This window comes from Brucella sp. RRSP16, from assembly GCF_052246815.1.
In the GTDB taxonomy this organism is placed as follows: Bacteria; Pseudomonadota; Alphaproteobacteria; order Rhizobiales; family Rhizobiaceae; genus Brucella; species Brucella intermedia.
The window spans coordinates 90,852-117,516 of sequence record NZ_JBQQAM010000011.1; the positions used below are offsets into that span (position 1 = coordinate 90,852).

A 26,665-nucleotide genomic window follows, 5' to 3' on the forward strand; every position below is an offset into this window, starting at 1 on the left:
AACAGACAGGTCTGTCGGAGGCGCACGTGCAAAATCCGAGTAACTCCAATCTTCTCGAACTCTATCGAACGATGCGCCGCATCCGCACCTTTGAAGAACGCGTTGGCGAACTCTTCGTGCGCGCCCAGACGGCAGGTTCGATGCTTCATCTTTCCATTGGCGAAGAAGCTGCTGCCGCCGGTGTATGTGCGGCCATGCAGCCACAGGACACATTTACGACGCATCATCGCGGCCATGGCATCTTTCTCGCCCGCGGCGCCGATCCCAGACAGATGATGGCCGAAATCGGCGGCAAGGAAACCGGCTATTGCCATGGCAAGGGCGGCTCCATGCACATTGCCGACATGGCACTCGGTCATCTGGGGGCCAACGCTATCGTGGGCGGCGGTATCCCATCTGTTGTCGGTGCTGGCCTGTCTAGCAAATACCTGAAGAAAAATTCCGTCTCGCTCGCATTCTTTGGCGACGGCGCAATGCAGCAGGGCATTCTCTATGAGAGCATGAACATGGCCGCCCTGTGGGGCCTGCCGGTGGTTTTTGTCTGCATCAACAACCAGTACGGCATGGGAACGCGCGTCGATCAGGCGACCGCCAACACCGCCTTTGATCAGCGAGCCCACGCATTCGGCCTCAATGGAAGGGTTGTCGATGGCATCGATGTCGAGGAGGTCAAGCATGCGGCCCAGGGATTGATCGATGATGCGCGGCTCGGCAAGCCGGGCTTCCTGTCGGTCACCTGCTACCGGTTCTTTGGTCATGCGCGCATGGATAAGAGCCCATACCGCGCAGAGGCAGAAGAACTCGAAGGTCGCAAGAAAGACCCTGTAAAATTCACGCGCGACCAGCTCTTATCCTCCGGTTTCGCGCAGGAAGCCGCACTTGACGCCATGGATAGCGACATTGCGGCTGAAATGGACGCCACCATCGACTTCACGGTCGAATCCAAGGCGCCGCCGCTCACTTCCATGTTCAAGGATGTTTATGCGGTAGGAGAGCCTGAGCCCGAACCTGTCCGCACCCGTATCGACCGCGTACTTTTCAAGGATGAAGCATAATGGTTGCCATGACTTACCGCGACGCGCTGCGCAAAGCGCTGGATGACGCCATGGCGGAAGACAACACCATCGTCGTGATCGGCGAGGAGGTCGGGCGCTATGGTGGTGCCTATGGCGTTACGAAGGACCTTATCGGAAAGTACGGTCCTGAACGCCTGATCGATACGCCAATATCCGAACCGGCTATTGTTGGTGCGGCGGTGGGGGCTGCGATGACCGGGCTGCGGCCAGTGGCCGAGCTGATGTATATCGATTTCCTCGGAATGACGATGGACCAGCTTGCCAATCAGGCAGCAAAGATACGCTACATGTTCGGTGGGCAGATCGGCGTGCCGATGGTGCTGCGCACCCAGGGCGGTACCGGACGTTCCGCCGGTGCCCAGCATTCCCAGAGCCTTGAAGCGTGGATAATGCATACACCAGGTCTGCGCCTTGCCATGCCCGCCACAGTCCAGGATGCCTATCATCTGCTGCGCCAAAGCCTGACGAAGCCTGATCCCGTGGTCTTCATCGAGCACAAGGCGCTTTACACCCGCAAGGAAGAAGTCGATCTCGACGCCGAGCCGCTTGAATGGGGCAAGGCTGCGGTGCACTGCACCGGCAAGGATCTCGTCATCGTCACCTATTCACGCCAGCTTCATTATGCACTCGATGCCGCCGAGAAACTTTCCGCGAAGGGCATCGAAGCGACCGTCATCGATCTGCGGACGCTTAATCCGCTCGATTTCGACACAGTGCGTGAACATGTCGAGCGTGTCGGCAAGGCAATGGTGGTTTCCGAAGGCGTCATGACTGCCGGTGTGGCGGCCGAGCTTGCCGCTCGCATTACCGAGGAATGCTTCGACTATCTCGAACAGCCCGTTGTACGTGTCGCCGGTGAAGATATTCCGATTTCGGTTTCGCAGGAGTTGGAAACCGGAAGCGTTCCAACGCCCGAGTTCATTCGTTCCGTTGCCGAGAAGATGCTGTCATGACCGAACGGATCCTCAAAATGCCACGTCTTGGCGAGACGATGGAGGAAGGCAGGATCGTCGGCTTCCTCGTCAAGCCGGGGGACAGTTTCAAGCGCGGCGATTCCATAATAGAAATCGAAACGGACAAGACCGTGGCTGAGTTTCCTGCCTTGGGTGACGGTACGTTGAACGAATGGATCGGAGCTATTGGCGATCAGGTGATGGTTGGTGCGCCATTGGCGCGTATCGATATCGGCGATGGTCCCGACTGGACGGATGAAGGTGGCGAAAGCGCGCCTTCTCCTGAAGAACCGGCTGCGTTGCACCTCGCACGCGCAGCCGGTTCGCAGAACGAGCGCGTTGTCACCGACCTCGCTATGCCGCGTCTTGGTGAAACGATGGAAGAAGGCCGTATCGTTCGCTGGCTGAAGAACGCAGGCGAGAGCTTCGAGCGCGGCGAGGCCCTGCTTGAGATCGAGACAGACAAAACTGTTGCGGAGTTTCCGGCGCTGGCGAGTGGAACGCTTGTCGATATCTTGCGCGAGGAAGGCGAGATGGTCACGGTTGGCGAGACCATTGCCCATATCGAAGTGGCCGCTGCAGATGCGGCAACGCCTGAAGTGGCGGTTCAAAAGGCTGAACCCATTCGGTCTGAAGCCAAAGCGTCGGCCGCCAAGCAGACGGCTCCGGCAAGTCAGGGCGATCGGGTCCGGGCCACGCCGCTTGCTCGCAAGGTTGCCCGCCAGAACGGCATCGACATCAATTCGCTTTCGGGTAGCGGACGCCGGGGGCGGATCGAGAAAGAAGACGTGCTGGCGGCGTCGAGCAATTCGAAATCGAACAGCGCTGTGCACTTTTTCGATCTGGCGAATGGCCGTGTCGCCTATCTGGATCAGGGTCCGAAAAATGGTCGCACAATCTTGTTGCTTCACGGTTTCTCTGGTGACCGGACGACCTGGACCGGTATTGCATCGGGTCTGCGCCGGGCGAATTTCAGGGTAATTGCGCCCGATCTTCCTGCTCACGGACTAACGACCATCAATGCGGCGAACGCGGATGAACTCGGCGCATTCCTGCCCGCATTCCTCGACGCTCTGGGCATTGCCAAGGTCGATGTCGTTGCGCATTCTCTTGGAGCTGTCGTAGCTGCACAATTTGCAGCTGCGCATGTGAGCCGTGTTTCGAGCTTGACGCTGATCGCTCCTGCCGGCCTCGGTTCTGAGGTGGACGTCGGATTCATTTCCGGCATGGCCCATGCAACAACGGCAGGCGAAGTCAGCCATCTGCTGCGTCGTATCACTGCCAAGCCCGTAGAGCTTTCGCCGGAACTGGCGGCGGAGTTTGCAAAGACCATGGCCCAAGGGCGTCTCAAGGCGCTGGCAGCAGCGATTGTGGGCCCTTCAGGGCAAATGATCGACATTGTTCTGCGACTGGAAAAGCTTTCCCGCGCAAAACCGGTACGTGTTCTGGTCGGTCTTCTGGATCGCATCATTCCATGGCAACAGGCGACGACACTTCCGCCTTCCATTGGGGTGCATTTTCTCGGCCAGTCCGGCCATATGCCGCAATGGGATCAGTCGAAGGACGTTCTCGATCTGATTTTGAGTTCCATCGGAGGTTCCTATGACTGAGGACATCAGACTTCGTCTCAAGGAAGCGCAGGCTCGGCTCGGCGCTTTTGCGAAAGCTGCGCCCGAATTGATGACTGGTTTCGCCAAGGTCAGTAAAACCGCAACCGCTGCCGGCGCGTTTTCGTCCGCCCAGCGCGAATTGATCGCTGCCGGTATTGCCGTCGTGAAGGGATGCGAAGATTGCATCCTTTACCACGTGGATGCAGCGGTCCGGCACGGAGCAAGCGAGCAGGAACTGATCGAGACACTTGAGGTAGCCGTTGAAATGGGCGGTGGACCGGCTGTCATGTATGCGGGCAAGGCGCTGGAAGTGTTTCGGGACCTGAGTTGAAACATGCGCGATGAGGTATGCGAAGACTGGAGGAGTTTTCGCATCTGCCTCGGGAGGAGTTGAATGGCTTATTTTCTCACCGCCGATGGAGGAACGGAAAGTGTCCGCGCGCGGGTTTACGATCTTTCGGGCACGTGCCTTGCAAGTGCCGCAGTTCCTTATGAGACCAAGTTTTCCAGCGGCGCTCGTGCCGAGCAGAACCCCGAAGACTGGTGGTCAGGCTTTGTAAAGGCTGCGCGCAAGGCGATTGCAGATTCGTCCGTCGACCCGTCGGCGATAGAAGCGATCACGCTGGCGACGACGAGCTGTACCGTCGTGGCTCTGGACGCGAGCGGTAAACCGCTGCGTCCATCGATCATCTGGATGGACGTTCGAGCAAGTGCCGAGGCCGATGCTGTCCTTGCCACTGCGGATATTGCCTTGCAAGCCAATGGCGGCGGCCGGGGACCGGTTTCGGCGGAATGGATGATCCCGAAAGCACTGTGGCTCGCGCGGAATGAGCCGGAGATATTCGAAAAAGCAGATGCGATCTGCGAGTATCAGGATTTCATGACACTGCGCCTGACCGGTGAAAAAGCCGCCAGTCTGAACAACGTGTCGCTCCGTTGGCACTATTCGACGGATCGCGGCGGTTTCCCGGTCACTCTTCTGGAGAAACTCGGCCTCAGTGATCTATTGCAGAAATGGCCTTCTCGCGTGGTCGCACCCGGAGAGGTCATCGGCGGGCTGTGTGCAACCGCTGCTTCCGAACTCGGCCTCTCGCAGAGCGTAAAGGTAGTGCAGGGGGGCGCTGATGCACTTATCGGCATGATAGGACTGGGCGTGGCCAAGCCCGGTCAGCTTGCGCTGATAACCGGCTCGTCCCACTTGCAATTTGGTGTTGCGGACAAACCTTTGCACGCGCCGGGCATATGGGGCAGCTATCCCGACATGGTCTATCCGGGACGCTATATTATCGAAGGCGGGCAGACTTCCACCGGCTCGATCATCGCATGGCTCGGACGCCTGATGAACGGGACCATGGACATGGAAGCGCTCAACGCCAAGGCGGCTGCGCTGGAGCCGGGCGCTGAAGGGCTTCTGGTGCAGGATCATTTTCAGGGCAACCGCACGCCCTATACCGATGCCTTGTCTCGTGGTGCAATCGTCGGACTGACGCTGGCGCATGAACCGCATCATATCTTCCGTGCCATAATGGAAGGTATCAGTTTCGGCACCCGTACTATTCTTGATGCCATGGCTGAAGCCGGTTATCGAGGCCAGGAAATCACCGTCGGCGGCGGTGCGAGCGCGTCCCCGCTCTGGCTGCAAATCCATGCCGACACTGCGGGCTTGCCTGTCTGTGTGCCGCAGTCACGCGATGCGCCTTCCGTGGGAGCTGCGGTGCTCGCTGCGCATGGAGCAGGCCATTTCGCAACCATCGATGAGGGTATTGCCGCCATGGTAAAGCCCGGCAAGCGCATAGAGCCGCGTCCGCGCGAGATGGCTCTCTACAATGAAATCTATCAGCAATATCGGGCGCTTTATCCGGCATTGAAAGCCGTTCGGGCTACCTGAAACATTGTCGCGGGAGGACTGAATGCTCACTGATTTTCAACTGACCGGCAAGCACGCCGTTATTACAGGTGGCGCGCGGGGTATCGGGCGGGCGATTGCCGAGCTTTTCGTTGAAGCCGGCGCGACGGTCATCATCACCGACCGCGACGAAGCGGCTGCCAGGCAGGCGGCTGCGGAACTCAATGCCCGTCGTCCTTCTTCTGCGAGCATGTACATTCTGGACGTGACCGACCGCGATGCGGTGGAGCGAACCGCCGATGCTATTGCCGCGGAGTTTGGCGTCCCGGACGTCCTCGTCAACAATGCGGGCATCGTTCGCAACAGTCCCGCGAGCGAAACATCCGAAGCGGACTGGCACGCTGTAATCGACATCAATCTTAACGGCGTCTTTTATTGTGCCCAATCCTTCGGCAAGCGCATGGCCGCTGTCGGACGCGGCACTATCGTCAATATTTCGTCGATGTGCGGCGAGATCGTCGTCTATCCGCAGCCGCAGGTTGCCTACAACGCCGCTAAAGCCGGAGTAAACCTCATTACCAAGTCCTTGGCTGTGGAATGGGCAAAGCAGGGCGTTCGCGTCAATGCGGTTGCACCCGGCTACACCGCGACGGAACTGACGCTTGCTGGCCGCAGCAATGAGGAATGGTTCTCAACCTGGATGCGCATGACGCCACAGGGACGGCTGGGAGAACCGAGAGAGATCGCGAATGCCGTTCTGTTTCTGGCGTCCGATGCTGCAAGTTTTGTGACCGGCACCGTGCTTGCCGTGGATGGCGGCTATACCGCGCTTTGATTTTGGGAGAATGAAATGACAGAACAGGCAAAAATCGCCCTCGTTACCGGTGCAAGTCGCGGTATTGGCCGGGCCATTGCAATCGGCATGGCCAAACGTGGCTTCGATGTTGCTATCAACGACATCGAGCGCCAACAGGATGCCTTGCAGGAAGTGGCGCGCGCAATCGAGGCCACAAGCCGGCGGGCTCTGACCGTCTATGCTGATGTGAGCAACAAAGCCCAGGTAGAAGCGATGGTCAGCAATGTCGTTGATGTGTTCGGCCGCATCGATGCTCTCGTAAACAATGCCGGGATTCTGATCGCCGGTGATGTCGAGCACCTGAAGGAAGAGCACTGGGACAGTGTGCTTGATGTCAACGCAAAGGGTACGTTTCTGGTCGTTCAAGCAGCGCTTCCTCACATGAAGCGGCAGAAATACGGTCGCATCGTCAATATCGCCTCCATCGGCGGCAAGCACGGTGCGCTTGGACAGGCCCATTATTCCGCATCGAAGGCTGCCGTCATGGGCTTCACCCGCGTTCTGGCCCTGGAGGTCGGCACGTATGGGATTACGGCCAACTGCATTTGCCCTGGAATTATTCTGACGGACATGGGGCGGGTCAATCTGGATGATGCCGCCGTGCGCCAGGCGTGGCAGGAAAAGACGGCGATGCGTCGTATCGGCGATCCGGAGGACGTTGTTGGGCCGGTCGCATTTCTGGCATCTGATGATGCCGCTTTTGTTACAGGACAAAGCCTCAACGTCGATGGCGGTATCGTGTTGAGTTAGAGGGGGATTGGAAACGGGAAGCTTCTTGAGGCAGTCAGCAGGCCCCTATCGCGAAATGATCGACCTTGGCTCAATCTTCGGAAAGAGAGGTGTCCAGAACCTTTTCGATCATTTCTTTTGCAAGCTGCACAAACATATCCGTTTTCTCGCGCCTCTGATCGAGGCAAGCTTCGAGCCACAGACCATCCAGTATGGCGTGCACACAAATGGCGGCGCGTTCGATTTCCGCAGGGGTGAACGCGCGTCCTTCGGCCGCGAAAACTTCGGCGAGAAGCGGCTCGGTTGCCCTGCGAAGGTTTGCATAGCTTTCATCGCGCACCGCCATGATCATCGGATCCACGCGATTCTGACTGATAAACGTGGCCCAAAGCGACAGCATCCGATCATCGGAAGCTTGCCCTTCCAGTGTTGCCTTGATGAATTGCAATAGCCGCTGATGCGGTTTCCCCTCTCGCCCTTCCAATATCGCCATGCTGGAAGCGGTGATCAGCTCCATTGTACGACGATAAGCTTCGACGATGAGATTGGCCTTGTTCTCAAAGTGATGGCGTATCAGCCCGTTTGTTACCCCCGCACGAGCGGCAACGGCACGCACGGTCGTGGCCTGAATCCCGACCTCGGATATACATTCCAATGTCGCTTCAATCAGTTCACGTCGGCGTTCGCTTTCTGGGGCGCGTTTGAACAGGCTCGTCATGAAGCGCAACTCTCCTTTGGATTATCTCTCGCATATATGAGGGCAAAGGCAAAGCATGGCGACGCACTATTATGCACTTGCATAATAGTGCGTCTGTGTATAGCTTTCAGCATAAAGAACTGCTCAGGGAGAGTTTCAACAGGGCGGCAGGGATATCTCTTTGGCCCCCGCTTGCAGAGCGTTTTTAGGCTCCGAGTGTGTCGAGCGGAGGCTGAAGACTTTGCGTGAAACACAAACCAATAGTGATTAACCGGCAAAGCGAAGCTGCGCTTTCCGGAACAATGGAATTATGCCCATGCGCGACCCGCGTTACGACATACTTTTCGAACCCATCAAGATCGGTCCGGTCACTGCGCCCAACCGTTTTTATCAGGTGCCGCATTGCAGCGGCATGGGTCATCGCTATCCCGATGCTGATCGGTATATGCGGCGTATGAAGGCGGAAGGCGGTTGGGGTGTCATTGCCACACAGGAAACCGAAATCCATCCCACTTCCGACATAACGCCGTCCAATCAGGGCAGGCTGTGGGACGACAAGGACATTCCTCGTCTCATCCAGCTCACGGAGGCTGTGCATGAGCAGGGAAGCCTCGCAGCCATTCAACTCGTGCACAACGGCATCCACATCGCCAACCGACTGACGCGACTTTCACCGATCGGACCGTCCGACATTATGGTCGATGTGGAAGATCCGGTTCAGGCGCGCGCCATGGATAAAAGCGACATAGCCCAATTCCGCAAATGGCATCGCGATGCGGCCTTGCGCGCCAAGCGTGCGGGCTTTGACATCATCTATGTCTATGCCGGTCACGACATGACGCTTCTGCAGCACTTCCTGCTTAACCGTTATAACAAGCGCACGGATGAATATGGCGGCAGCTTTGAAAACCGCCTGCGTCTGTTTCGCGAGGTGATTGCCGATACGCGCGACGCAGTAGGCGATAAATGCGCCATTGCGGTGCGATTTGCCGTAGAGGAGTTTTTGGGCGCGGAAGGTCTGACCCATGACGGTGAAGGACGCGATGTTATAACAGCGCTGGCCGACGAACCCGACCTGTGGGACGTTAACCTTTCAAATTGGTCGAACGACAGTCAGACCTCCCGGTTCTCGCAGGAAGGCTTTCAGGAGGAGTTTGTTTCCTTCGTAAAACCTCTCACCTCGAAACCCGTCGTCGGGGTAGGGCGTTACACTTCCCCCGACGCGATGGTGCGTGCAATCAAGAAGGGCATTTTCGATCTGATCGGCGCAGCGCGGCCGTCGATTGCCGATCCCTTCCTGCCAGCGAAAATTCGCGATGGCCGTATCGACGATATCCGCGAATGCATCGGCTGCAACATCTGCACGGCAAGCGATAACACGGTTGCCCCGATGCGCTGCACGCAAAATCCGACGATAGGCGAAGAATGGCGCAAGGGCTGGCATCCGGAAATCATTCCGCCCCTGCAGAAGCAGCAATCGGTGCTCATTATTGGCGGCGGCCCCACCGGGTTGGAAGCGGCGCGCGCCATGGCGCAGCGCGGCGCGGAGGTGGCGCTGGCTGAGGCTACACAAGAGTGGGGTGGTCGCGTTACGCAGGAATGCCGCCTTCCCGGGCTTGCTGCTTGGGGCCGTGTGCGGGATTGGCGCCTTGGCCAGTTGCGGCAGGCATCCAACGCGCAACTTTATCTTGATAGCCGGCTTAGCGCGGAAGATGTTCTTTCCTATGGCATCCCGCACATAGCAATCGCCACAGGGGCGCGCTGGCGTAACGATGGTGTGGGGCGGGTTCATCGTGACCCGCTCGATTATCTCGCAGAGGGGACGACAGTCGGCGTCAATGCACTGCTCGAAAACGGCGTGGCTGCGCTTGCGAACGATGGTCCGGTCGTCGTCTTCGATGACGATCGTTATTATATGGCGAGCGTTCTTGCAGAGCTTATCGCTTCATCAGGGCGATCCGTGACTTTCATCACTCCTGCCTCGATTGTCGCGCCATGGACAGAACACACGCTCGAACAGATTCGCGTGCAGCGTCGCCTGATTGAAAAAGGCGTCGAGATTATCCCGCTGCATCAGCTTGCAGGACGGACGAACGATACGCTCAATATCGCCTGCTCCTATTCCGGAAAAATACGGACGATCGACTGTGCGACGCTGGTTCCGGTCACCTCACGCCTGCCAAACGACCAACTCTGGCATGATCTGGTAGCCTTGAAACATCAGTGGATGGATCATGGTTTGGAAACCGTCGAACGCATTGGGGACTGCCTTTCTCCCGGTATCATCGCGACCGCAACCCATGCAGGGCATGGCTATGCGAGAAGCCGAGGTTCCCAACCAATGGAAGCTGATTACGATATTTACCGGTGAGGATTGCTAGAGTTGGCGCTGCGCTTTCCGGCTTTTTATTGGTGAGAACAAAACCGTGGGAGAACGTCCTGATGATTTTGGCGGACTTCCTGTTAGTCGCACCGGAACTCTATTCATCGGTGCTGGCTTGATATTGTTAATTCCGCCGGAATTCGACCATATTCCGGATTGAACGCTTCGAAGATGCTGGAAGCTCGCTGAAATTGTGCTAGCCAATGCCAACTGCGAAACCCAATGTTGTTTGTCAGCCGGAGCGTCCGCGTAGTGGCGCTGGCATAATGACTATGTAGGTTGCACTTCATCCAGGTAATCAGAACTGGTGACGGGACAGTGTGGTGTCAGAGCCAGCTGATGGGAGTCTACCGGATGCTCGCTTGGTGAGGTTTCCTGACAATTTGTCTCCTGGCCTCATAACTTCTTGGCGGGAATACTTGCTTGCGCGTGTGTCGCGGCGAACATCCTGCTAAAGGCTGCCGAGACACTTCAGTGTTCAACGATGGCGCATCACTTGCTTCGCTGCTCGAAATTCCAATCGCAGCCACCAGAACCGGGATGCGGCACGAGTGATACGGTGTGGGTGCAAGTTGACTGGAAATCTCGCTCCAAGGTGCCACATCGCCTGACAAAAGGATAGCACCGTGCGGCTCCGAGTATCGGCGTCATCCAATCCAATATGCAAGCGCAGATCGGCGCTGCATCGCATAACCCAAATTGCTTCCTAGCAAGACCGCTCCGCCTCCAGCGTGGTGTTCAATTTGCCACAAAAAACCTCGGCGCGGGGGCTGCCGAGGTTGCGCCGGAAAAGCGGGGGCTTCAACAGCGCGTTTTCATCATGTCACAATCCAGGGAATATGCAACCAGCTGCCACATCGCTTAAAGCGTCCAGCCGTAAACCGCGAGAGCTGCCCCACCAACGGCACCAATCACCGACCACCCAATCATGCTAATACCCATGAAGCTGTGATAAGTGTCCGCTGAAATTTTCTTGAAAGCTGCGGCCACAAAAAGGTTTGCAGCGGCACCGACGATCAGACCGATACCGTTGGCGACGTAAGCGGCTGGATGAAGCGCCATGCTCTGCATGAAATACGGCCGCAGTAGGAAAGTCGCTCCAAGCATCCCTGCAATCAGCACAAATATCGATACCATTCCGAAGCCTGACCATCTTACGAGCATTTACTGAATTACCTTTGTCTTGAGGGGACGTATGGCGGTAATGACGCTTGCTCGTTGGTCGAGCAACCCACCGCTAGACGTTTCCTCAAGAAAAACCGTTCGTGTCCTCACTCCATCATCGAGTTTCAGGCACGCAATCCAACAGACAAAATAAGGAGAATACAACGGCCAAGGAACCTTTGCTAAAGCGATGCCGCCTGTCTCCTCGGAAGAGAACGGATACGTCGCCCGTCCGAAAGAGCCGGCGGCGCGACGAATATGGGCATCACGCTCTCTACGCTGTCCGCCTGGAGGGGCGAAAGGTATCGAAAGTCGAGGTGAAGGCTCTGGCCAAATCCAAAGCAATGGATATCTACCGTGAGAACTACTTCAGAAGATTGTCCGCGTCGATCAGGACAGCGTCGTCGGTCGCGCCCCTGTTCGGCCTGTTCTAACCTCAGAAGTAGGTCCAAAAACTGATCCGCACTCTCATCTGAAAAGTCCGTTGCCAAACGCAATTCCAAAGTTTGGGCAATTGCTTAGACAGACTGGAAGGTCCCCGGTATCACGCCGATTGCGCGCCGTGCTTTAAATGGTATTTTCTTTCATAACCTGTGACGTTAAAGACGGTTGAAACTCCGCGAAGTTGGGCGGTGGGATGGACTTAACCGTTATAGCTAGCGAACTTACGGATTTCGCTGCAATTTGCAGCGCGAGCACCTGTTTGATCTTAAGCCGACTGATCTAAAAAGGGGGCTCCGGATTCTTCCGAAGCCCTTGTTGCGTAAGGTCGATCTTACCTGCGATAGGCTAAACCACCCCAGATGCGGCCTTCGTCACGATGACGACCGCCATGGACCGCACCGATGTACGCGGCCACGGCTGCAACGAGCGCAGATGCCGCAAGGAGGAACGCCGTCAGAATACCAGTTATTCTGGCCTTCTCAGCTGCGTCGGCTGCCTTTGCTTTGACTTCTTCCGCGGTTTTTGCAGCCTGGGCCTGAACGTCAGCAATCGCCTTTTTCGCTTCTTCCACTTTCGCCTCAGCTTCGGTGCGTAGTGCCTGCACACGCTCTACGGACTGGTTTACACGCGCCTGTGCGTCGGTTTGACTAAGGCCAGTTCGAGTAGCTACCTGGCTAGTGAGCCAGGCACGATCCGCATCGGAGATTGCACCCGTACTAAGGAGATTTCCGAGGATACCACTTACTTGACGTTGGAAATCCGCCATATTCTGGGCTTCCTGGCCAACCACCGAGCTACCCTGGCCATCCGTGCGCAGGAGACTATCCGTGAGGTAGTCCAACGGGTTTGTTTTCAAACCCTCTGGCAACATTTGTTCAACCGATGGAGCAGCCGCTTGACCTGCGCCCTGGGCTAATCCGGACACCGCTTGCCCGGCGCCTGAAGCAAGTCCACCAGCTAACTGACCAGCACCCTGCGCAGTTGCACCAGCCACAGTTCCTGCGGTCTGCGCAGCGGTTTCAGCGGCACTTCCAACTGCTCTTGCACCGCCGGAAATAGCGCTGACGAGCAACAGCGTGGATATGATTGTACCAAGACCCCATACGACGAGGCCGTTTAATCCGTCTCGCACGGTCAATTCATCACGTGTAGCTGTCCCAGCAGGTCGCCGCATTCTTCCGGTGATGTAGCCACCCAGCATGTAGGAAGCGACCATTGATATGATCATAAAAAGCGCAGTCACCACGAGCCAACCTACGCTTATGTCTCCCCCTTCATCGACGGAGAATGAACTTAGACCGAGACCACTGGCAAAGGTGGTGAGGACAGCCATAACACCAGAGGCGACTGTGGCGCCAGCGAAGATGGCGCCCCAGTCAACGTAGCCGCGATCATTCGTGTTTTCTACAATAGTTGGATCTACCATCAGCGTAATCCCAGAAAAGAGAGGATGAACAACACGATAACGACTAGACCGACTAAATAGATAATGGAGTTCATGTTGAGTATCTCCTTTCGACAAAGAAGCAACCGGCTTGCAATTATTAATTGCGGCGGGTTTTTCTATCTTTGACAACTCGCCAGCCAGCAAAAAGTTTCAGTGAAAGGCGATTATTGGTTTGATCAATCTTTCGATCGGTCAGGGTAGGGCTCTTTGGGTGCCCGTACATTAGGATTGCCCGGCGCGTTTGTTTGCTCGTGCGTGGGTTTCTCCTGATGGTCTCTCGGTTCGACCGGTGATGGGTCGGTTGTGTCCTTTTCCCGTACCAGATCGGGATCGGACCATGGATTTTTCTTCTGGGCCATTAGTCTCGCTCCAAAACCTATTTCGTCTTGCGGCTTTTCTTCAGAGAATTCCGCAGTGCATCCATGATATTAATGACATTGCCGGTTGCTGGTTCCGTTTCGGCCTTTTTGGACTTGGCTTTTACCGGTTTCTTCAGCGACTTCTTTTTGTCTGCGATTATGTCGAGGAGGCGTTCCTGCACTGGATCGTGAACCAGGTCGGGGCTCCAATCTCGTGTTTGCTTTTTTATGAATTTCTCAATCAGAGGAAGCGCATCGGAGCCGGCTTTTTCATTGCCGATCCTTTCAAAATATAAATCCTCGTCGGGTACTTCATCGCCATAGCGCAGCGTCCAGAGAACGATCCCTTTGCCTCTGGGCTCCAGCATTACAGCCCGCTCACGACGAGACAGGACCAGCGGGGATATACCCACCCTGTTCTCGGCTTTCATCGCCTCACGAATGCCAGCAAACGCCTCCTCGCCGACGGGATCGCTCGGGATCAGACAATAGGGAGTATCCAGCCATGTCCATCCAATGCCCTCGCGTGAGGTGCACCCCGCACGCGCCGATACCCGTAAAGAACCCGTGTCTGACAGATGTTCTTGTTCCCGACCTTCAGTTCAGCCTGCTCGCCGCGCCTTGACTTGTAGAGATAAAGTGACCAGTCAATCTTGAGCACCGAACAGGCGCGTCGTACCGAGACTTTCCAATCCGACTTAATAGTGTCGACAAGCGCTCGCCTTAATGAGATGGTCCGCCTCGTCCTTCCACCCCACATAAGGGAGACGAACAAAAAAGGGAGGATCGTCATGAGCGTTCGTAACAAACCCCGAGAAGCAGCCGTATTCGGCGTCGACATTGGCAAGAACGTGTTCCACGTCGTCGGATTGGACCCTGCTGGTCATTATCCAATACAAAAGGCGACTTTCCGGCGTGACACTGTCCTCCAATTCTTTGAAGGAGCTACGCCGACAATCGTTGGAATGGAGGCATGCCCCGGTTCACAGTGGCTGGCGAGGAAGCTTCAAGGCTTTGGCCACACAGTTCGAATTGTTGCTGCAAAATTTGTGAAGCCCTCGTCAAATCCAACAACAGTGACATCATTGATGCCGAAGCTATAGCCGAGGCTGCGTAGCGACAATCAAGGTGAGATTCGTATTGCCTCATCAGAGAATGCTCCCGAACGGATAGCACATTGCCTCACCAGAATGCTCCCTATCCTCCGGTGAACTCTGGTAGCTGTTCAGCTTCGCCAGGTTCGATTCCGAAGATCATTCTATGCGCGCGATCGCGGCGCCAGCCTTTCACCCGTCGTTGCACCGTACGGATTAGTCCATCAGGATATTCACTTGGATGAATGGTTTGAAGCCGCTCCAGTAGCTCCCGACCGGTTCTCCATGGCTCAGGTTCAAACCAACTGTAAAGATCATTCGTGATGTTAATCAGCGGGTCAGGCCGCCGTCGCTCTCGTTTTGGTTTTGACTTCGCTTTCGCTGTCGGACGAACTTCGCCCTCCGTCCACGCGATACGCAGGCTTCGCAAAAAGCTCTCGACATCGGGAGCCTCAGTTGAAGGTGTTCCCTGGTGCGCGATGTCGGCAAGCCGCTGTTGTCCTGCACGAATGTCGCGGAGGAGCTTTACAGGATCGAGTTGTTTACTCATGTGCAACAAGCGGTCGCGTACCTCCACCGCCGTCCTTGCATCCGACAAAAGCCGTTGATGTGGCGTCGCGGGAGAAGAGTAGAGCTTCTTGACCATCGCACCATCTCGCTGCTTTCCCCGCAATTTAAACGATGGTTGAAAGAAGTTCACGAACAAGCGTACCGAACGATAAAGTTCCGCGAGCGTCGCCGCAGCTTCGACACCTTCATACCGATGATAGCCAACAATACGGCGGACGACCGATCCGTTTTTCTGCTCTACATAAGCCTGATCATTTTTGCGATATGGTCGACAGCGAGTGAATTCGATATCTGAATCAATGCAATAATCCCTGATCGTCTCGTTGATGAATAAGCTATCGTTATCTGTATCAAAGCCAAGCAGCGGGAACGGCATTACGCGGCGAAGCTCGGTCAAAACTTCCGTCAAGAGCTTCTGTTCGCGAACAAGCAGAGGCGCGCATTCGGTCCAACCGGTCGCAATATCGGTAAGGACAAGAGTTTGAATAAAGCTGCCGCGTGCGTTTGGACCGGAGTGCGACACCAGATCGGCCTCGATGAAGCCAGGTGCGGGATCACCCCAGTCGGAGAACTTTCGAATTGGGACACTCCGCTTCAATGCCGATGAAGCAACGGAACGTCGACGTCGACGGCCGCCCGCTGTTTCGCGCACGCTTTTCAATGCACGATCGATGGTAGCCGCACTCATCTGTAGCAAAAGTGTGCGGACCTGATCGTCTAACTTCAAATGGCCATGCTGTTCCATCAATGAGATCAAAATTGGCAGCAAGGGCTTCAATCGCTTGCTACAGATTCGGTCGGAGGCTTCCCATGCTACGATCAAAGCCTGCCGGGTCGCCTCGTCATAAATCTGCGCTCGCCTTCGCGACTGCGACTGATTGTCGGTCCCGCGCAGCAGCCGCATCGCATGTTTGCGATGCATTCCACTTATCGAAACAAACTGGTCGAGGATCTGCGATTTTTCCTGCCGCTTTCCAGCCGCATAGCGCTTTGCCAGAGCAGCAATCAATTCATTTTTCGTCGTCACGCTGATCAACCTCATCTGATTTGCTCCGCACCCACAAATGCCGGGAGCAAATCAGATGAGGCAACAGCCAACAATCAGGGAGCATTTCTCGTGAGGCAATGCGTCTTCTGTGCGGATTGGCTGCAGGCGGCGCTGGCGAAAAGAAAAGAGGCCGCAAGCAGAATTGTTCTTCGGGTCATCGACATGGCGTCTCCTGTGCGCGCGCCTTCCATTTGCTTTTCTCCAGCGAATGCTCCGTTTGACGCATGATCGGAAACACTGGCGGAAGTCTAACAATCAAAACCTTTGCTGATTAGCAGCCGCAATGTTCATGCGGTTTTGAGCAGCACTCACAAACCCACCCGATTGCGTGCGGGGTGCCGAAGCTTCTGGCCGCGCCACCCCCTATCGCATCAGCCGCGGCGCTTCTCGAAGGTGGTCTTCGCCACCGGCAGCGCCGACATGGCTTTGGGCCAGCCGGCGTAGAAGGCCAGATGGGTGATCGCTTCGGCGGCCTGCTCTTCGGTGAGCCCGTTATCCATCGCTCGATTGAGATGGTAGGTGATCTGCTCGACCTGGCCACTGGAGATCAGCGCAGCAACCGTGATCAGGCTGCGATCGCGCGGCGCAAGGTCCGGGCGCAGCCACAGGTCGCGGAACAGATAGTCCGTGGTGTACTGGACGAGACCCGGTGCGACCTTGCCGAACTGGTCTCCGACGCGCGTCGCGCGATCGGCCTCGGCCTTCTCGTCGAGCGGCAGGGGCTTGGGGTCGACCTTCGGGAGCTGGTCCGCGCCGATATTGCGCCCGGCGAAGACGTCGCTAACGGGGCCGATGGCGGCCATCGCCTTGCCCCAGCCGGAATAATAGGCGAGGTGCGTGATGGTTTCCGAGATCTCGGCGGGCTTCACGCCGTTCTCAAGCGCCTGATCGGCATAGCAGGTGAGCGCACCGGCCTCGCCGCGCGCGATGAGCGCCGCGATCGTGACGAGGCTGCGATCGCGCGGGTTCAGGCCCGGCCGCTTCCAGACGTCGCCGTAAAGTCGGTCCTGCGTGTAGTGCTCGAGCGCCGGCGCGGCCGTGTGGCTTCAACAAGAAACCGATTCAAGCCCCTTCTTACTGATAAACACGCCGCTTTGCTTACCGACCTCAAGTACACCATTTCCAGACGGAAACGCTTCGGCGATCGTATTCCGAAACGCGGCAAGCTGCGCTTCCCCGGCCGCGTCTCCCGACGGATAGGAAGTGAGAGGCAAGAATACGTCCCTCCGGCTTCGTCATTCGCAGATGTGCCGGATGCTCCGTCATGGTCACATTGCCGAACTGAGCCTGCATGTTGATCGCATACCGGCTATTCGTCTAGGTCTCGCCGCTCATCTCCGATTGCCGTTTCCGTGAGATAGCGCGCTGGAGTCGTCCCGAGCATCCGCCGGAACATCGCGATGAACGCGCTCGAGCTTGCATATCCCAGATCAATCGCAATATTCGTCACGGATTTACAAAACACTTCAAGGCGAGCGGCTTACGCTCCGACGACAGCCACGTTTCTTGACTGGCATTCAATGTTGTCATCCATTTGAATAACTGAACGGTACAGTTCAAAAACCGTGAAACGCCATATCGAGCGCGGATACGATCTCGTCATGTGAAGCGGAAAGGTTTGTGATTGGGTTCTTTAATGCGGACACCGGAATTGCTGACATGAATTGTGTAACCAACACATGTTCCTCTCCTTCAATCTCGTAGATCGGATTGAGCCGCTTCGCCGGGATGGGGGCGAACGTTTTATGTATTAGGGGAATGACAATACGTGTTTTCAGCTCATCCAGTAGATCAGCCTGTACGTCGAGCACATAACCCCCGCCCGGATTGGGGTAAACGTCATATCTTGCCATTAGAATTGACGGTAACTTTCAAGAGGCAAGCCATTCGCTTCGACGTAAGCATTAGAGCTTTGTATAGCTGGACGATTTTCTTCTTTCCAAAGTGCTGACTTGGCGGCAGCGAGCGCCTGCGCAATTCCGCTCTCGGCCGCACGGGAAATATTTATTTTATGTCGGCGCGCTTCGGAAAGAAGCTCAATATCGATTGAGAGATTGGTTGCGCGCTTGAATGTCCGGGCGGATTCCTGTTGTGGCATAAGACATGCTCCTTTGGTAAGCAGAATATGCGCATATTTATGTGCATTCAACTAAAAACTGTATGGAACCCGAAGGCAGATAATGCTGCCGAACTGGTCGCATTTATGTGCATGGTCACGGTCTTACGATGTATAGCCCCGCGTTCCATTAAAGACGCTGGGTTGAGCGATACACGAACAACTGACACGATCCGGTCTCGAACGAGATATGCGAAACTCTGACTGGCAACAGGCGTCTGTTTGAAAAGACACGCGTATGGGCAACTCCCCAGCTGGAACCGAAGCCAATCTGACCTATCAGTTTGCTATAGTTTTCATGCGGCCACGCTTCGCCATCGGCTGACGTGACTATGATTTCGCCTGCCAAATTCTGCTCCAAAACCCACAGCAAGAAAACACAAGATGGGCCACGAGCGTCACATTAAACAGGGCTACGCTCCGCTCCGCGCACGGTTGCATCTTCTACCAGCGCAAACCCCTCGCCACGCTACGCGAGCGAATGATTGTCATGCTGGCGCGCAGAGCCGAGACAAGGAGCCTGACGTTCTGCGCGACCACGTATGACGAGAGCGTCATCGGCAAGTTCGCCGTTGTCGAGCAGAGCCACGCATTCGCCGTTGTTCTGTGGCGGTGGGCCATTGATCATTAGCTCGACCGAAATGAAATGTCTTCCTGCACCGTTACATATTGCTCTTTGTCAACCGGCGCTCGACTTTGGCGCGCAGAACCAGACTAGCCGTCAACAGGAGCGTTCCGTTGAACGGGTAGAATGCGAGGGACAGCGAATTCGCGTCCGCCGCCAATACGAACTGGACGATATAGAGTGTGCAAACCAATCCTGCCCACCAGTTAAAAGCACGCAGGCGCGGCATGAAAAGCACACCGCCGCACAAGACTATTATCGGCAAAGACAAGGCTCCTCCAATTGCCTTGTGGATTTACCAATCCCATGCACCGATGAAGAGCGCCGCTCCCGCACTCAAGAACTGACTGACAATGCCCAACGGAAGCAGTCGCGCGGACAAGACGAACCAGAGAGGCGTGCCGAGGTGGAGGTCGGTCAACGTGTCATGTACCTTTGTCATCGCTCATCCCCTCTTCGAACCGGAATTGGCGATCCAGTTTGTGAGGACAGCGACATAGTCATGGCCGGCGATTTCGATCTCGCAGGCGTAGAGCCTGTCGGCACGGTATATGACGAACGGTTCCGTCCAGGTCAGCCCGCATCGGTTCGCCGTGGCACGCAGGGGTGTGAATATGTCTGATATCGCGAACATGTTGGTCCCGCCGGGCCGATAGGCTTCGACGGTGTTGCCGGCGGTTGCGGTGATCATCAGCGGCGTACCCTCGAGGCGGCGCCCCTCCGCCTCATAAGCGATATAGAACATGCGCGTGAGCACGGCATCCTGCTAGGCTTTCAGAAGAGGCGGTGTCGAATACCATTGAACCGGGAACTGCAGGACGATCCGGTCCGCTTCGAGCAACCGTGCCGCCTCCTGTTCGCCGTCACGGTACAGGTCCATCCCGTTGGGATAAGTCTCTTGCATATCGACCACCTCGACATCTGGCAGCGCTCCCGCCCGTCCGGCGAGTGCGGCGTTTGCCTTGGAACGGCTGAGATCCGGATGGAAAAGAAGCACAAGAGTCTTGGTCATCATCAACTCCAATATTCTGTTGGAGAGACCATGCCGAAAGCCAGAAAATTATTCCAATTGATATATTATCTAGCTTATTATTCGCGACATGAATTTGAGATCGATCGACCTGAACCTCCTTGTGGTCCTCGATGCGCTGTTGGACGAGGCCCATGTCGGCCGGGCTGCCAACCGCGTTGGACTTTCGCAGCCCGCCGCTTCGGCAGCCTTGCAGCGATGCCGCGAATTGTTTGGTGACGAACTCCTCGAACGCGGACGCGGAACGATGCGGCGGACGGTCAGGGCGGAATCTCTTCGCGGTCCGCTCAAATCCCTGCTTGCCGGGATCACGGAACTCGTCGATCCGCCTGACCACCGCTTGAGGAGATCAGGCAAAGCTTACGTCTTTCAATGGCGGATTACCCGGCGCTCTTCGCGTTGCCGCCGCTTCAGCGGGCTTTGCAGACTTCAGCGCCAGGCATAGATCTGGTGATCCTGCCCTGGAACGGAGCGGACGCCGCACGGACTGCACTGATCGACGGCACGATCGACATCGCTGTTTCTGTCTTTCCAGGTGACGATAACGATATCCATCGCGATATTCTGCTGAACGAGCACTACGTCGTTGCGTTTCGAGAGGGTCATCCGGCGGCGGACGACTTCAATCTCGACTGATGGTTGGACTTTCCGCACATTCTCGTTTCAGGCAGAGGCGAAGGATGGGGTCCGTTGGACATGGAATTTGCCCGGATCGGGCGATCGCGACGTATGGGCTTGGTGGTTCCATCATTTGGAATGGTTCCTGAACTGCTGCGTGGCTCCGACATGATCGCCATGCTGCCCTCGCGTGTTGCCCTGCTGGCCGACGACCTCACCATTTTGCCGACGCCGATCACTGTGCCGGGATTCGCTCTGCATCTTGCGTGGCACCGACGGCGGGCAAAGGATACGGGATTACAGCACGTCGTGGATTTGATGAAAGGATTGCTCTGCGATTAAATTGGCCGCGTCGAACGGTTTTCTGTCCTTCTCGCAAGCGCAAAGAATCCGCGTCTGTCGAAATATCCTTCTCAACAAACGTTAGAATCCGAGTTGAGAAGTTTTATGTCCAGCGCCGCAGCAACAACCGCCACATCCGCTTCAGCATCCCATAAGCAACCGCGCATTGGGCATCTCAAACTAGCCCCGTGGCTGGCGTGCGCCGTCGTGATAGGCGCGGTCATTTACACTGTTTCGAGTTGGGATGCGTGGACAAGTAATCGACCGACGCAATCAACCCAGAACGCCTTTGTCAAATCCGAGCCTGCGGTATTGAGCGCACGCGTTGGCGGCTATGTCAGGGGTCTTCCGGTCGCGGATTACCAGACGGTCAAAGCCGGAGATATCATCGCCGAAATCGAGAGTCATGACTATGCCGTGCGCGTTCAAGCGGCGGAAGCATCGCTCGCAAAAGCGCAAGCCGTGCTCGACAATCTCGGCAATGAGGAGGCCCAACAGCGCGCCGCGATCGAGCAGGCCGTGGCGTCGCTTCATGCTTCGGAAGCCCGCCTAACACAATCCCAGCAGGATTTCGACCGCAAGAGCCGGCTCGTGACCAATGGCACTGTCTCGGGAAAGTCTTTTGATGACGCGAAGGCGGAACTGGCCTCGGCAAAAGCCTCCCGCGAGGCGGCAGTGGCGGCCCTGACTTTCTCGCGAAGACAATTGGATACGCTGGCAGGGCAACGCGCTGAGCGCAGGGCGGATCTCGATGCCGCCACAGCCGCCCTTGCGTCGGCAAAGCTCGAATTCGGTTACACCCGGATCATCGCACCTTTCGACGGTGTGCTTGGCCGGCGTAGCGTCCAGATCGGCAGCCTTGTGGGGTCAGGAACGCAAATCGTCACGATCGTACCTCTCACCCGGCCTTATGTGATTGCAAACTACAAGGAAACGCAGCTCAAGAACGTCCGGGCCGGACAACCGGTGGAAGTCGCGATCGATGCCCTTCCCGGATATCGCTTTCAGGGGCGCGTCGAGCAGATTGCCCCGATGAGCGGGAACGAGTCGTCATTGATCCCGACAGACAACGCAACGGGCAACTTCACCAAGGTCGTTCAACGTATCCCGGTGCGCATCGAACTTGAGCCGGGGCAGGCGGACCTTGATCTCTTGAGGCCAGGCATGTCCGCCGAGGCGCGGATCGATACGCTCGGGGCGAAGGTGGCCGCCTATACCCGTGAAATTCGTACCGTGACAAAAGAGACCTACGCCGATGCAGTTCGATAAGGTCCCTTCAATCTCATATGTCTGGCGCGGCGCCCAAGCGCCAAATCCTGCACTGACAGTGGCGGTCGTTTTCATGGGCGCGTTTCTCACCACATTGCAGGGCCGGCTTTTTTCCATGTCTCTCGCAGACCTGCGGGGAGCGTTCGGTCTCGACGTCATTGAAGGGGCGTGGCTAAGTACGGCGATGAACGCAGCGCAATTTTTGACCATGCCTGTCACCGTCTGGCTGTCGCTGATTTTCGGGCCAGCCCGCGTCATCATCGTAGCGAGCGTGACGATCGCACTGACCACCCTGACGATACCCTTCGTGCGCGGCTACGATCTGCTCGTTTTCCTGCACGTCATCATGGGACTGTGCCTGGGAACCTATCTCCCGTTGACGATTTCGCTGGCGCTGCGCAGCCTGAAACCTCACTTCTGGCTTCTGGCGATGGCGGTCTACAGCCTCCGGGCCTCGTTCGGCACCGACGCCGGTGTTGGACTGTCCGGAATCTATGTCGATGTCATCGACTGGCGGTGGGTCTACTGGACTGCCTCACTCGCCGGGCCTCTCATCGCATTTACGGCCTGGAAAGCGCTTCCCCTGACGCCGATTGATCACGACAGGCTGAGGAACAGCGACTGGGGCGGCATGGCGATGTTTTCCTTAAGCCTAGCCATGTTGTTTGCAGGATGCTCTCTCGGCGAAACCTTGGGATGGTTCGATTCCGGCGTGGTGGCGGCCTGCCTGGCCGGTGGCGCGATTCTGCTGGTGATGTCCATTGTGAATATCGCTTTGAACAAGGACGCGTTCGTCGATTTCAGCGCGCTTGGAAACCACAACGTCCGCACCGCGCTCCTGATTGCCTGTCTTTATGGGGTACTGATGGCGCCGACCTCGGTTCTGATCCCGAATTTCCTTGCCGCGATCGGCAAGCTGAAGCCGCTCCAGACCGGATCGGCCGCCATCATCGTCTTCGGCACTTACCTCGCGGTGACCCCGGTCGCTGTGTGGCTCGCACGGCGTGTGGACGCACGTCTGCTGCTGATCGCAGGCTTGGGCATTATTGTCTTCACTTCAGCCTGGTGCGGCTCCAGCATCAACAACGAATGGCGGGCCGACCAATATCTCCCAGCCCTCATTCTCTTCGCCATCGGGGAGTGCCTGACGCTTATGGGCATTATCCCGACCATCGTCGTCAACATGAATCCGGCGCACGCGGCGGCCATTGGGGTCTATGCTCCTCTCGCGCGCATCTTCGCACCGGGTGTGGCGAGCGGCGTCATAGCGCTCGTGCTGCGGCTTTCGTCGGATACCCACAGCGTCCTGCTGAAGGCGGGTGTGGAGGCTGGACAGTCAGCTATTGTCCAGCGCGTCGCCACCGGCGTGTCAGGCGTCGCTTCCGTCATTGCGCGCGAGGCGGCTGTGCTATCCTATGTGGATGGGTTTTATCTCGTCTTCTGGGTGGGGATATTCGCTCTGCTCCTCGCCGCCACCCTGCAACGGGCGCCGGTTAACCCCTTGATGCCACCGAAATCCGCATGATGCGTGGCCGTTTCTCTGCAAATCATGGCCGGTTCGCAGCATTCAAACGATTTGGACTGTGCTATGTTACGAAACTTGGGGATGGAAGGAAAGTGTCTATCAGGCAAAAGCGTCGAGGTTTTATCCATGAGCATTCCGGTTCTTCCTCCTCATGATTATCCAGACACTATCGCGCGCCCTGTCGTCGGTCTGAAAGTCGAACTCGCCTTTGTCGGCGAGATGGAGCCGCACAAGCATCGCAAGGACCAGTTGCTCTATGTCATCGAGGGGCTTATCACGGTCGAGGCTGCTCAAGGCGTTTGGACCGTCCCGCCGCACTGCGCCATCTGGATTCCAAGCGGCGTGCCCCATTTTGCGCGGGCAACTGGGCAGATGTCGATCGCTAATCTGTATGTCGAGCCGGACGAAAGCCGCAGCCAGCGCGCCGACTGCGGCATTCTGTTCGTCCAGCCTTTGCTGCGCGAGTTGATCCTGCGCTTCGTCAACGAGCCGCACAGCTACCCGGAGGGAGATATCCGGGAGACACATCTGGCCTTAGTCCTTATGGACGAGCTTGAGAGAGCGCCCGTGGAGCCGTTGCGGCTCCCCATGCCTGCCGACCGGAGATTGAAAAGGCTGGTCGATACGCTGATCGACGACCCGTCACTCAGGCTGAATCTGGAGGAGTGGGGTGCTCGTGTCGGTGCGAGCAACCGCACCCTGACAAGGCTATTCCAGCGGGAGACGGGCATGTCGTTCGGTCGCTGGCGGCAACAACTCCATGTCGGTCTTGCGCTTCAAAGACTGGCGGACGGCGAATCCGTGACGAATATTGCGATTGATCTGGGATATGAAAGCCCGAGCGCGTTCATCGCGATGTTCCGGCGGAAGCTCGGGACGACTCCGGCACGCTATCTCACGGAAACGGCAACCGAGATGAGCGGCGGTTGTAAAGAGGATGTCATCCATATCTGCGGTGACCGATGCCTTCACAACAAGGTACCGCCAGCCGGTAATGTGGTGCCGCTCTCTCGCCAACGCGGCACCATTTAACGCTCCAATCCAGCAGCAGGCCGATTTGCATTCGCGATCAAAGGTCGCCATCTGGGCCAGGTGGTGCAGGGGTCCGCAAATGCTAACTGAACTGCTTAGGCAGATGCCCGCTTCAACATTCCTGCATCGATGGCTTCCAAATAAATGTCGACGCGTCCCTTACCGGAAGTTATCTTCGGATTGGTCTGTCGCATGTTCATCACATTTTGATCCCTCCGATCGCGTTCAGTTTAAGCATCGCCCCAAGTTCACGTCAGTGGGTTTTTCGGTGATCGCTATTCATGGGCCTATGCCCACTGTAATGCGTGCGATCACTTCTCCGCTTCTCCGGCGGTTCAACAATGCTCGATCAAACCAGCTGATTGTCCGATGAAATAGGAGCACGCGACAGTTTCCCGTCGGAGATACCCCGGTCGAAGAAATTTAGAAGAACGAACAACGTGGCCGTCATGCACCACGTATGGAAGGAGCAGCCCGCTCGTTGTCGATTGGAGCCACGAGCGTTGACGTTGCGGGCTCGTTTTGCGAAACATGAGGGATGCAGACCGCTATCAAAATTGATCAGGACTATCTCGTAACACGACTGAAGGCGCTTCTTGCCATCCCGAGTCCCACCGGATTTACTGACGAAGCCGTGCGTTACGTTGCGCGAGAGCTGGAGCATCTTGGGCTTGAGGTTATGCTGACGCGCCGGGGTGCTATTCGTGCGCGCAGGGCAGGCCTGACGGAGAAACCAGCGCGCGGGATCGTATCGCATATCGATACACTCGGTGCGCAGGTAAAATATCTGAAGGAAAACGGACGGCTGGAGCTGGTTTCTATCGGCAACTGGTCGGCACGTTTCGCCGAAGGTGCTCGCGTTTCCATCTTCTCGTCCAAAGGAATCTATCGCGGGTCAATCCTGCCGTTGAAAGCTTCCGGGCATACTTTTAATGAGGAAGTCGATACGCAACCGGTCGGCTGGCCTTATGTTGAACTCCGCGTCGATGCACTCGCCCGAAATCGCGATGATCTGCTACAACTCGGTATCGACGTCGGTGATATTGTCGCCATCGATCCGGCGCCAGAATTCATCGATAATGGCTTTATCGTCTCGCGTCACCTCGATGACAAGGCAGGTGTCGCCATAATGCTTGCAGCCCTTGAGGCAATGCAGATGGCCAATATGGAAACGCCGGTCGATAGCTATTGGCTGTTCACCATCGGCGAGGAAGTTGGAGTGGGTGCCTCTGCGGTCGTGGTGCCGGATATTGCCTCACTGGTAGCCATCGATAATGGAACGACTGCACCAGGCCAGAATTCATCGGAGTTCGGCGTCACGCTTGCCATGGCGGATCAGACCGGACCGTTCGATTACCATTTGACGAAGAAACTCTACGAACTTTGCGCAGAGCATGACATTCAAGCCCAGAAGGACGTGTTTCGTTATTACCGTTCCGATGCTGCGTCTGCGGTTGAGGCGGGGCATGATGTGCGCACGGCTTTGCTGACCTTCGGTGTCGATGCCTCGCATGGCTATGAGCGCATTCATCTGAGCGCGCTCACTTCCATTGCAAAACTTGCTGTTCATTATGCAATGAGCGAAGTCGAGATCAAACGCGATGCCGAGGAAACCGCCAAGGGCCTCAAGGGTTTCACGCATCAGAAATCGACCAAGGCAGAGCAGGATTTGAGACCCGAGGATACGCCTGCGGAATAGCCTTTGAACTTTTTGAAATCACGAGCGGGCTCAGGCCCGCTTCTTTGTCTCGCAAAAAATTAATTATGATAATTCATTGATGATTGTTGATTTATGCCTATAAATTAGAGTCTGACGGATTTGACAAATGAAG

General features: G+C 56.6%; 23 protein-coding genes and 6 pseudogenes. 16 read left to right on the top strand and 13 right to left on the bottom strand.

The genetic code is table 11. The annotated features are described in order from the left end of the window. Positions 1 to 26 precede the first annotated feature (26 nt). From ACS5UA_RS17520 to ACS5UA_RS17550, 7 genes are all read left to right on the top strand, one after another. Positions 27 to 1,055 carry a thiamine pyrophosphate-dependent dehydrogenase E1 component subunit alpha gene (locus tag ACS5UA_RS17520; RefSeq protein ID WP_112702453.1) on the top strand — a complete coding sequence of 343 codons (1,029 nt, stop codon included), beginning with the start codon at positions 27 to 29 and terminating at the stop codon, positions 1,053 to 1,055. Next, a complete protein-coding gene (locus ACS5UA_RS17525) occupies positions 1,055 to 2,029 on the top strand; it encodes an alpha-ketoacid dehydrogenase subunit beta (RefSeq protein WP_025092198.1) in 975 nt (324 codons plus the stop codon). Before ACS5UA_RS17520 ends, ACS5UA_RS17525 begins: the two co-directional genes overlap by 1 nt. After that, on the top strand, positions 2,026 to 3,639 hold the full coding sequence (locus tag ACS5UA_RS17530; RefSeq protein WP_112702425.1) for an acetoin dehydrogenase dihydrolipoyllysine-residue acetyltransferase subunit: 1,614 nt from the start codon (positions 2,026 to 2,028) through the stop codon (positions 3,637 to 3,639). Before ACS5UA_RS17525 ends, ACS5UA_RS17530 begins: the two co-directional genes overlap by 4 nt. Next, positions 3,632 to 3,970, top strand: coding sequence for a carboxymuconolactone decarboxylase family protein (locus ACS5UA_RS17535; RefSeq protein WP_025092196.1), 339 nt, complete (start codon positions 3,632 to 3,634; stop codon positions 3,968 to 3,970). Before ACS5UA_RS17530 ends, ACS5UA_RS17535 begins: the two co-directional genes overlap by 8 nt. A 63-nt stretch (positions 3,971 to 4,033) precedes the next feature. After that, positions 4,034 to 5,527 carry an FGGY-family carbohydrate kinase gene (locus tag ACS5UA_RS17540; protein ID WP_025092195.1) on the top strand — a complete coding sequence of 498 codons (1,494 nt, stop codon included), beginning with the start codon at positions 4,034 to 4,036 and terminating at the stop codon, positions 5,525 to 5,527. A 22-nt stretch (positions 5,528 to 5,549) separates the two neighbouring features. Beyond that, positions 5,550 to 6,320: an SDR family NAD(P)-dependent oxidoreductase gene (locus ACS5UA_RS17545; protein ID WP_006469767.1), complete on the top strand. Its 771-nt coding sequence runs from the start codon at positions 5,550 to 5,552 to the stop codon at positions 6,318 to 6,320. 15 nt (positions 6,321 to 6,335) lie between these two features. Continuing rightward, positions 6,336 to 7,091: an SDR family NAD(P)-dependent oxidoreductase gene (locus ACS5UA_RS17550; protein WP_006469769.1), complete on the top strand. Its 756-nt coding sequence runs from the start codon at positions 6,336 to 6,338 to the stop codon at positions 7,089 to 7,091. Positions 7,092 to 7,161: 70 nt separating this feature from the next. Here the strand turns inward: ACS5UA_RS17550 and ACS5UA_RS17555 are convergent, their stop codons facing one another. Next, positions 7,162 to 7,788: a TetR/AcrR family transcriptional regulator gene (locus tag ACS5UA_RS17555; RefSeq protein ID WP_025092194.1), complete on the bottom strand. Its 627-nt coding sequence runs from the start codon at positions 7,786 to 7,788 to the stop codon at positions 7,162 to 7,164. 289 nt (positions 7,789 to 8,077) lie between these two features. On the opposite strand from ACS5UA_RS17555, the gene ACS5UA_RS17560 reads away from it, so the two are divergent. Beyond that, positions 8,078 to 10,138, top strand: coding sequence for an oxidoreductase (locus ACS5UA_RS17560; protein ID WP_021586472.1), 2,061 nt, complete (start codon positions 8,078 to 8,080; stop codon positions 10,136 to 10,138). Positions 10,139 to 11,011: 873 nt separating this feature from the next. Here ACS5UA_RS17560 and ACS5UA_RS17565 read toward each other — a convergent pair. The 3 genes and pseudogenes from ACS5UA_RS17565 to ACS5UA_RS17575 all read right to left on the bottom strand — a co-directional run. Beyond that, a complete protein-coding gene (locus ACS5UA_RS17565; RefSeq protein ID WP_025092193.1) occupies positions 11,012 to 11,287 on the bottom strand; it encodes a hypothetical protein in 276 nt (91 codons plus the stop codon). Positions 11,288 to 12,089: 802 nt separating this feature from the next. Further along, positions 12,090 to 13,184, bottom strand: a complete 1,095-nt coding sequence (locus ACS5UA_RS17570; protein ID WP_025092192.1) for a hypothetical protein — start codon at positions 13,182 to 13,184, stop codon at positions 12,090 to 12,092. A gap of 397 nt (positions 13,185 to 13,581) precedes the next feature. Beyond that, a pseudogene (locus ACS5UA_RS17575) lies at positions 13,582 to 14,097 on the bottom strand (Ku protein); the annotation flags it as partial. 258 nt (positions 14,098 to 14,355) lie between these two features. Here ACS5UA_RS17575 and ACS5UA_RS17580 point away from each other — a divergent pair. Continuing rightward, positions 14,356 to 14,678 (top strand): annotated as a pseudogene (locus ACS5UA_RS17580) (IS110 family transposase); the annotation flags it as partial. Positions 14,679 to 14,761: 83 nt separating this feature from the next. On the opposite strand, the gene ACS5UA_RS17585 reads toward ACS5UA_RS17580, so the two are convergent. The 6 genes and pseudogenes from ACS5UA_RS17585 to ACS5UA_RS17610 all read right to left on the bottom strand — a co-directional run bounded on the left by ACS5UA_RS17585 (position 14,762) and on the right by ACS5UA_RS17610 (position 18,374). Then, the gene (locus ACS5UA_RS17585) at positions 14,762 to 16,270 is read right to left on the bottom strand and encodes a transposase (RefSeq protein WP_443101540.1); all 1,509 of its coding nucleotides are present in this window, start codon (positions 16,268 to 16,270) and stop codon (positions 14,762 to 14,764) included. A 377-nt stretch (positions 16,271 to 16,647) separates the two neighbouring features. Further along, positions 16,648 to 17,316 (bottom strand): annotated as a pseudogene (locus ACS5UA_RS17590) (carboxymuconolactone decarboxylase family protein); the annotation flags it as partial. A 6-nt stretch (positions 17,317 to 17,322) separates the two neighbouring features. Then, a pseudogene (locus ACS5UA_RS17595) lies at positions 17,323 to 17,569 on the bottom strand (class I SAM-dependent methyltransferase); the annotation flags it as partial. A 16-nt stretch (positions 17,570 to 17,585) separates the two neighbouring features. Further along, positions 17,586 to 17,741, bottom strand: a complete 156-nt coding sequence (locus ACS5UA_RS17600) for a helix-turn-helix domain-containing protein (protein ID WP_420703419.1) — start codon at positions 17,739 to 17,741, stop codon at positions 17,586 to 17,588. A 91-nt stretch (positions 17,742 to 17,832) separates the two neighbouring features. Continuing rightward, the gene (locus ACS5UA_RS17605) at positions 17,833 to 18,129 is read right to left on the bottom strand and encodes a CcdB family protein (RefSeq protein ID WP_021587240.1); all 297 of its coding nucleotides are present in this window, start codon (positions 18,127 to 18,129) and stop codon (positions 17,833 to 17,835) included. Next, the gene (locus ACS5UA_RS17610; protein WP_025090415.1) at positions 18,129 to 18,374 is read right to left on the bottom strand and encodes a type II toxin-antitoxin system CcdA family antitoxin; all 246 of its coding nucleotides are present in this window, start codon (positions 18,372 to 18,374) and stop codon (positions 18,129 to 18,131) included. The genes ACS5UA_RS17605 and ACS5UA_RS17610 overlap by 1 nt, the downstream gene beginning before the upstream one ends. 508 nt (positions 18,375 to 18,882) lie before the next feature. Here ACS5UA_RS17610 and ACS5UA_RS17615 point away from each other — a divergent pair. Continuing rightward, a complete protein-coding gene (locus ACS5UA_RS17615; protein WP_155268890.1) occupies positions 18,883 to 19,023 on the top strand; it encodes a hypothetical protein in 141 nt (46 codons plus the stop codon). A gap of 31 nt (positions 19,024 to 19,054) precedes the next feature. On the opposite strand, the gene ACS5UA_RS17620 is transcribed toward ACS5UA_RS17615, so the two are convergent. The 3 genes and pseudogenes from ACS5UA_RS17620 to ACS5UA_RS17630 all read right to left on the bottom strand — a co-directional run bounded on the left by ACS5UA_RS17620 (position 19,055) and on the right by ACS5UA_RS17630 (position 20,032). Next, positions 19,055 to 19,312, bottom strand: coding sequence for a DUF6220 domain-containing protein (locus tag ACS5UA_RS17620; RefSeq protein WP_337961859.1), 258 nt, complete (start codon positions 19,310 to 19,312; stop codon positions 19,055 to 19,057). Continuing rightward, positions 19,313 to 19,459 (bottom strand): hypothetical protein, encoded by a 147-nt coding sequence (locus tag ACS5UA_RS17625; RefSeq protein WP_021587236.1) that lies wholly within the window; start codon positions 19,457 to 19,459, stop codon positions 19,313 to 19,315. Between the two features lie 3 nt (positions 19,460 to 19,462). Then, positions 19,463 to 20,032 (bottom strand): annotated as a pseudogene (locus ACS5UA_RS17630) (NAD(P)H-dependent oxidoreductase). An 85-nt stretch (positions 20,033 to 20,117) separates the two neighbouring features. Between ACS5UA_RS17630 and ACS5UA_RS17635 the strand changes: the two are divergent. The 6 genes and pseudogenes from ACS5UA_RS17635 (at position 20,118) to ACS5UA_RS17660 (ending at position 26,532) form a co-directional block, all read left to right on the top strand. Next, positions 20,118 to 20,492, top strand: a complete 375-nt coding sequence (locus ACS5UA_RS17635) for a LysR family transcriptional regulator (RefSeq protein WP_155268889.1) — start codon at positions 20,118 to 20,120, stop codon at positions 20,490 to 20,492. Continuing rightward, positions 20,420 to 21,007: pseudogene (locus ACS5UA_RS17640) on the top strand (LysR substrate-binding domain-containing protein). Before ACS5UA_RS17635 ends, ACS5UA_RS17640 begins: the two are co-directional and overlap by 73 nt. Before the next feature lie 105 nt (positions 21,008 to 21,112). Beyond that, a complete protein-coding gene (locus tag ACS5UA_RS17645; RefSeq protein WP_080697290.1) occupies positions 21,113 to 22,276 on the top strand; it encodes an HlyD family secretion protein in 1,164 nt (387 codons plus the stop codon). Next, complete coding sequence (locus ACS5UA_RS17650) at positions 22,263 to 23,801, top strand: MFS transporter (RefSeq protein WP_025090411.1); 1,539 nt, start codon at positions 22,263 to 22,265, stop codon at positions 23,799 to 23,801. Before ACS5UA_RS17645 ends, ACS5UA_RS17650 begins: the two co-directional genes overlap by 14 nt. Before the next feature lie 126 nt (positions 23,802 to 23,927). Beyond that, positions 23,928 to 24,833 carry an AraC family transcriptional regulator gene (locus tag ACS5UA_RS17655; protein WP_025090410.1) on the top strand — a complete coding sequence of 302 codons (906 nt, stop codon included), beginning with the start codon at positions 23,928 to 23,930 and terminating at the stop codon, positions 24,831 to 24,833. Positions 24,834 to 25,371: 538 nt separating this feature from the next. Beyond that, complete coding sequence (locus ACS5UA_RS17660; RefSeq protein WP_025090409.1) at positions 25,372 to 26,532, top strand: osmoprotectant NAGGN system M42 family peptidase; 1,161 nt, start codon at positions 25,372 to 25,374, stop codon at positions 26,530 to 26,532. Positions 26,533 to 26,665: the final 133 nt, after the last annotated feature.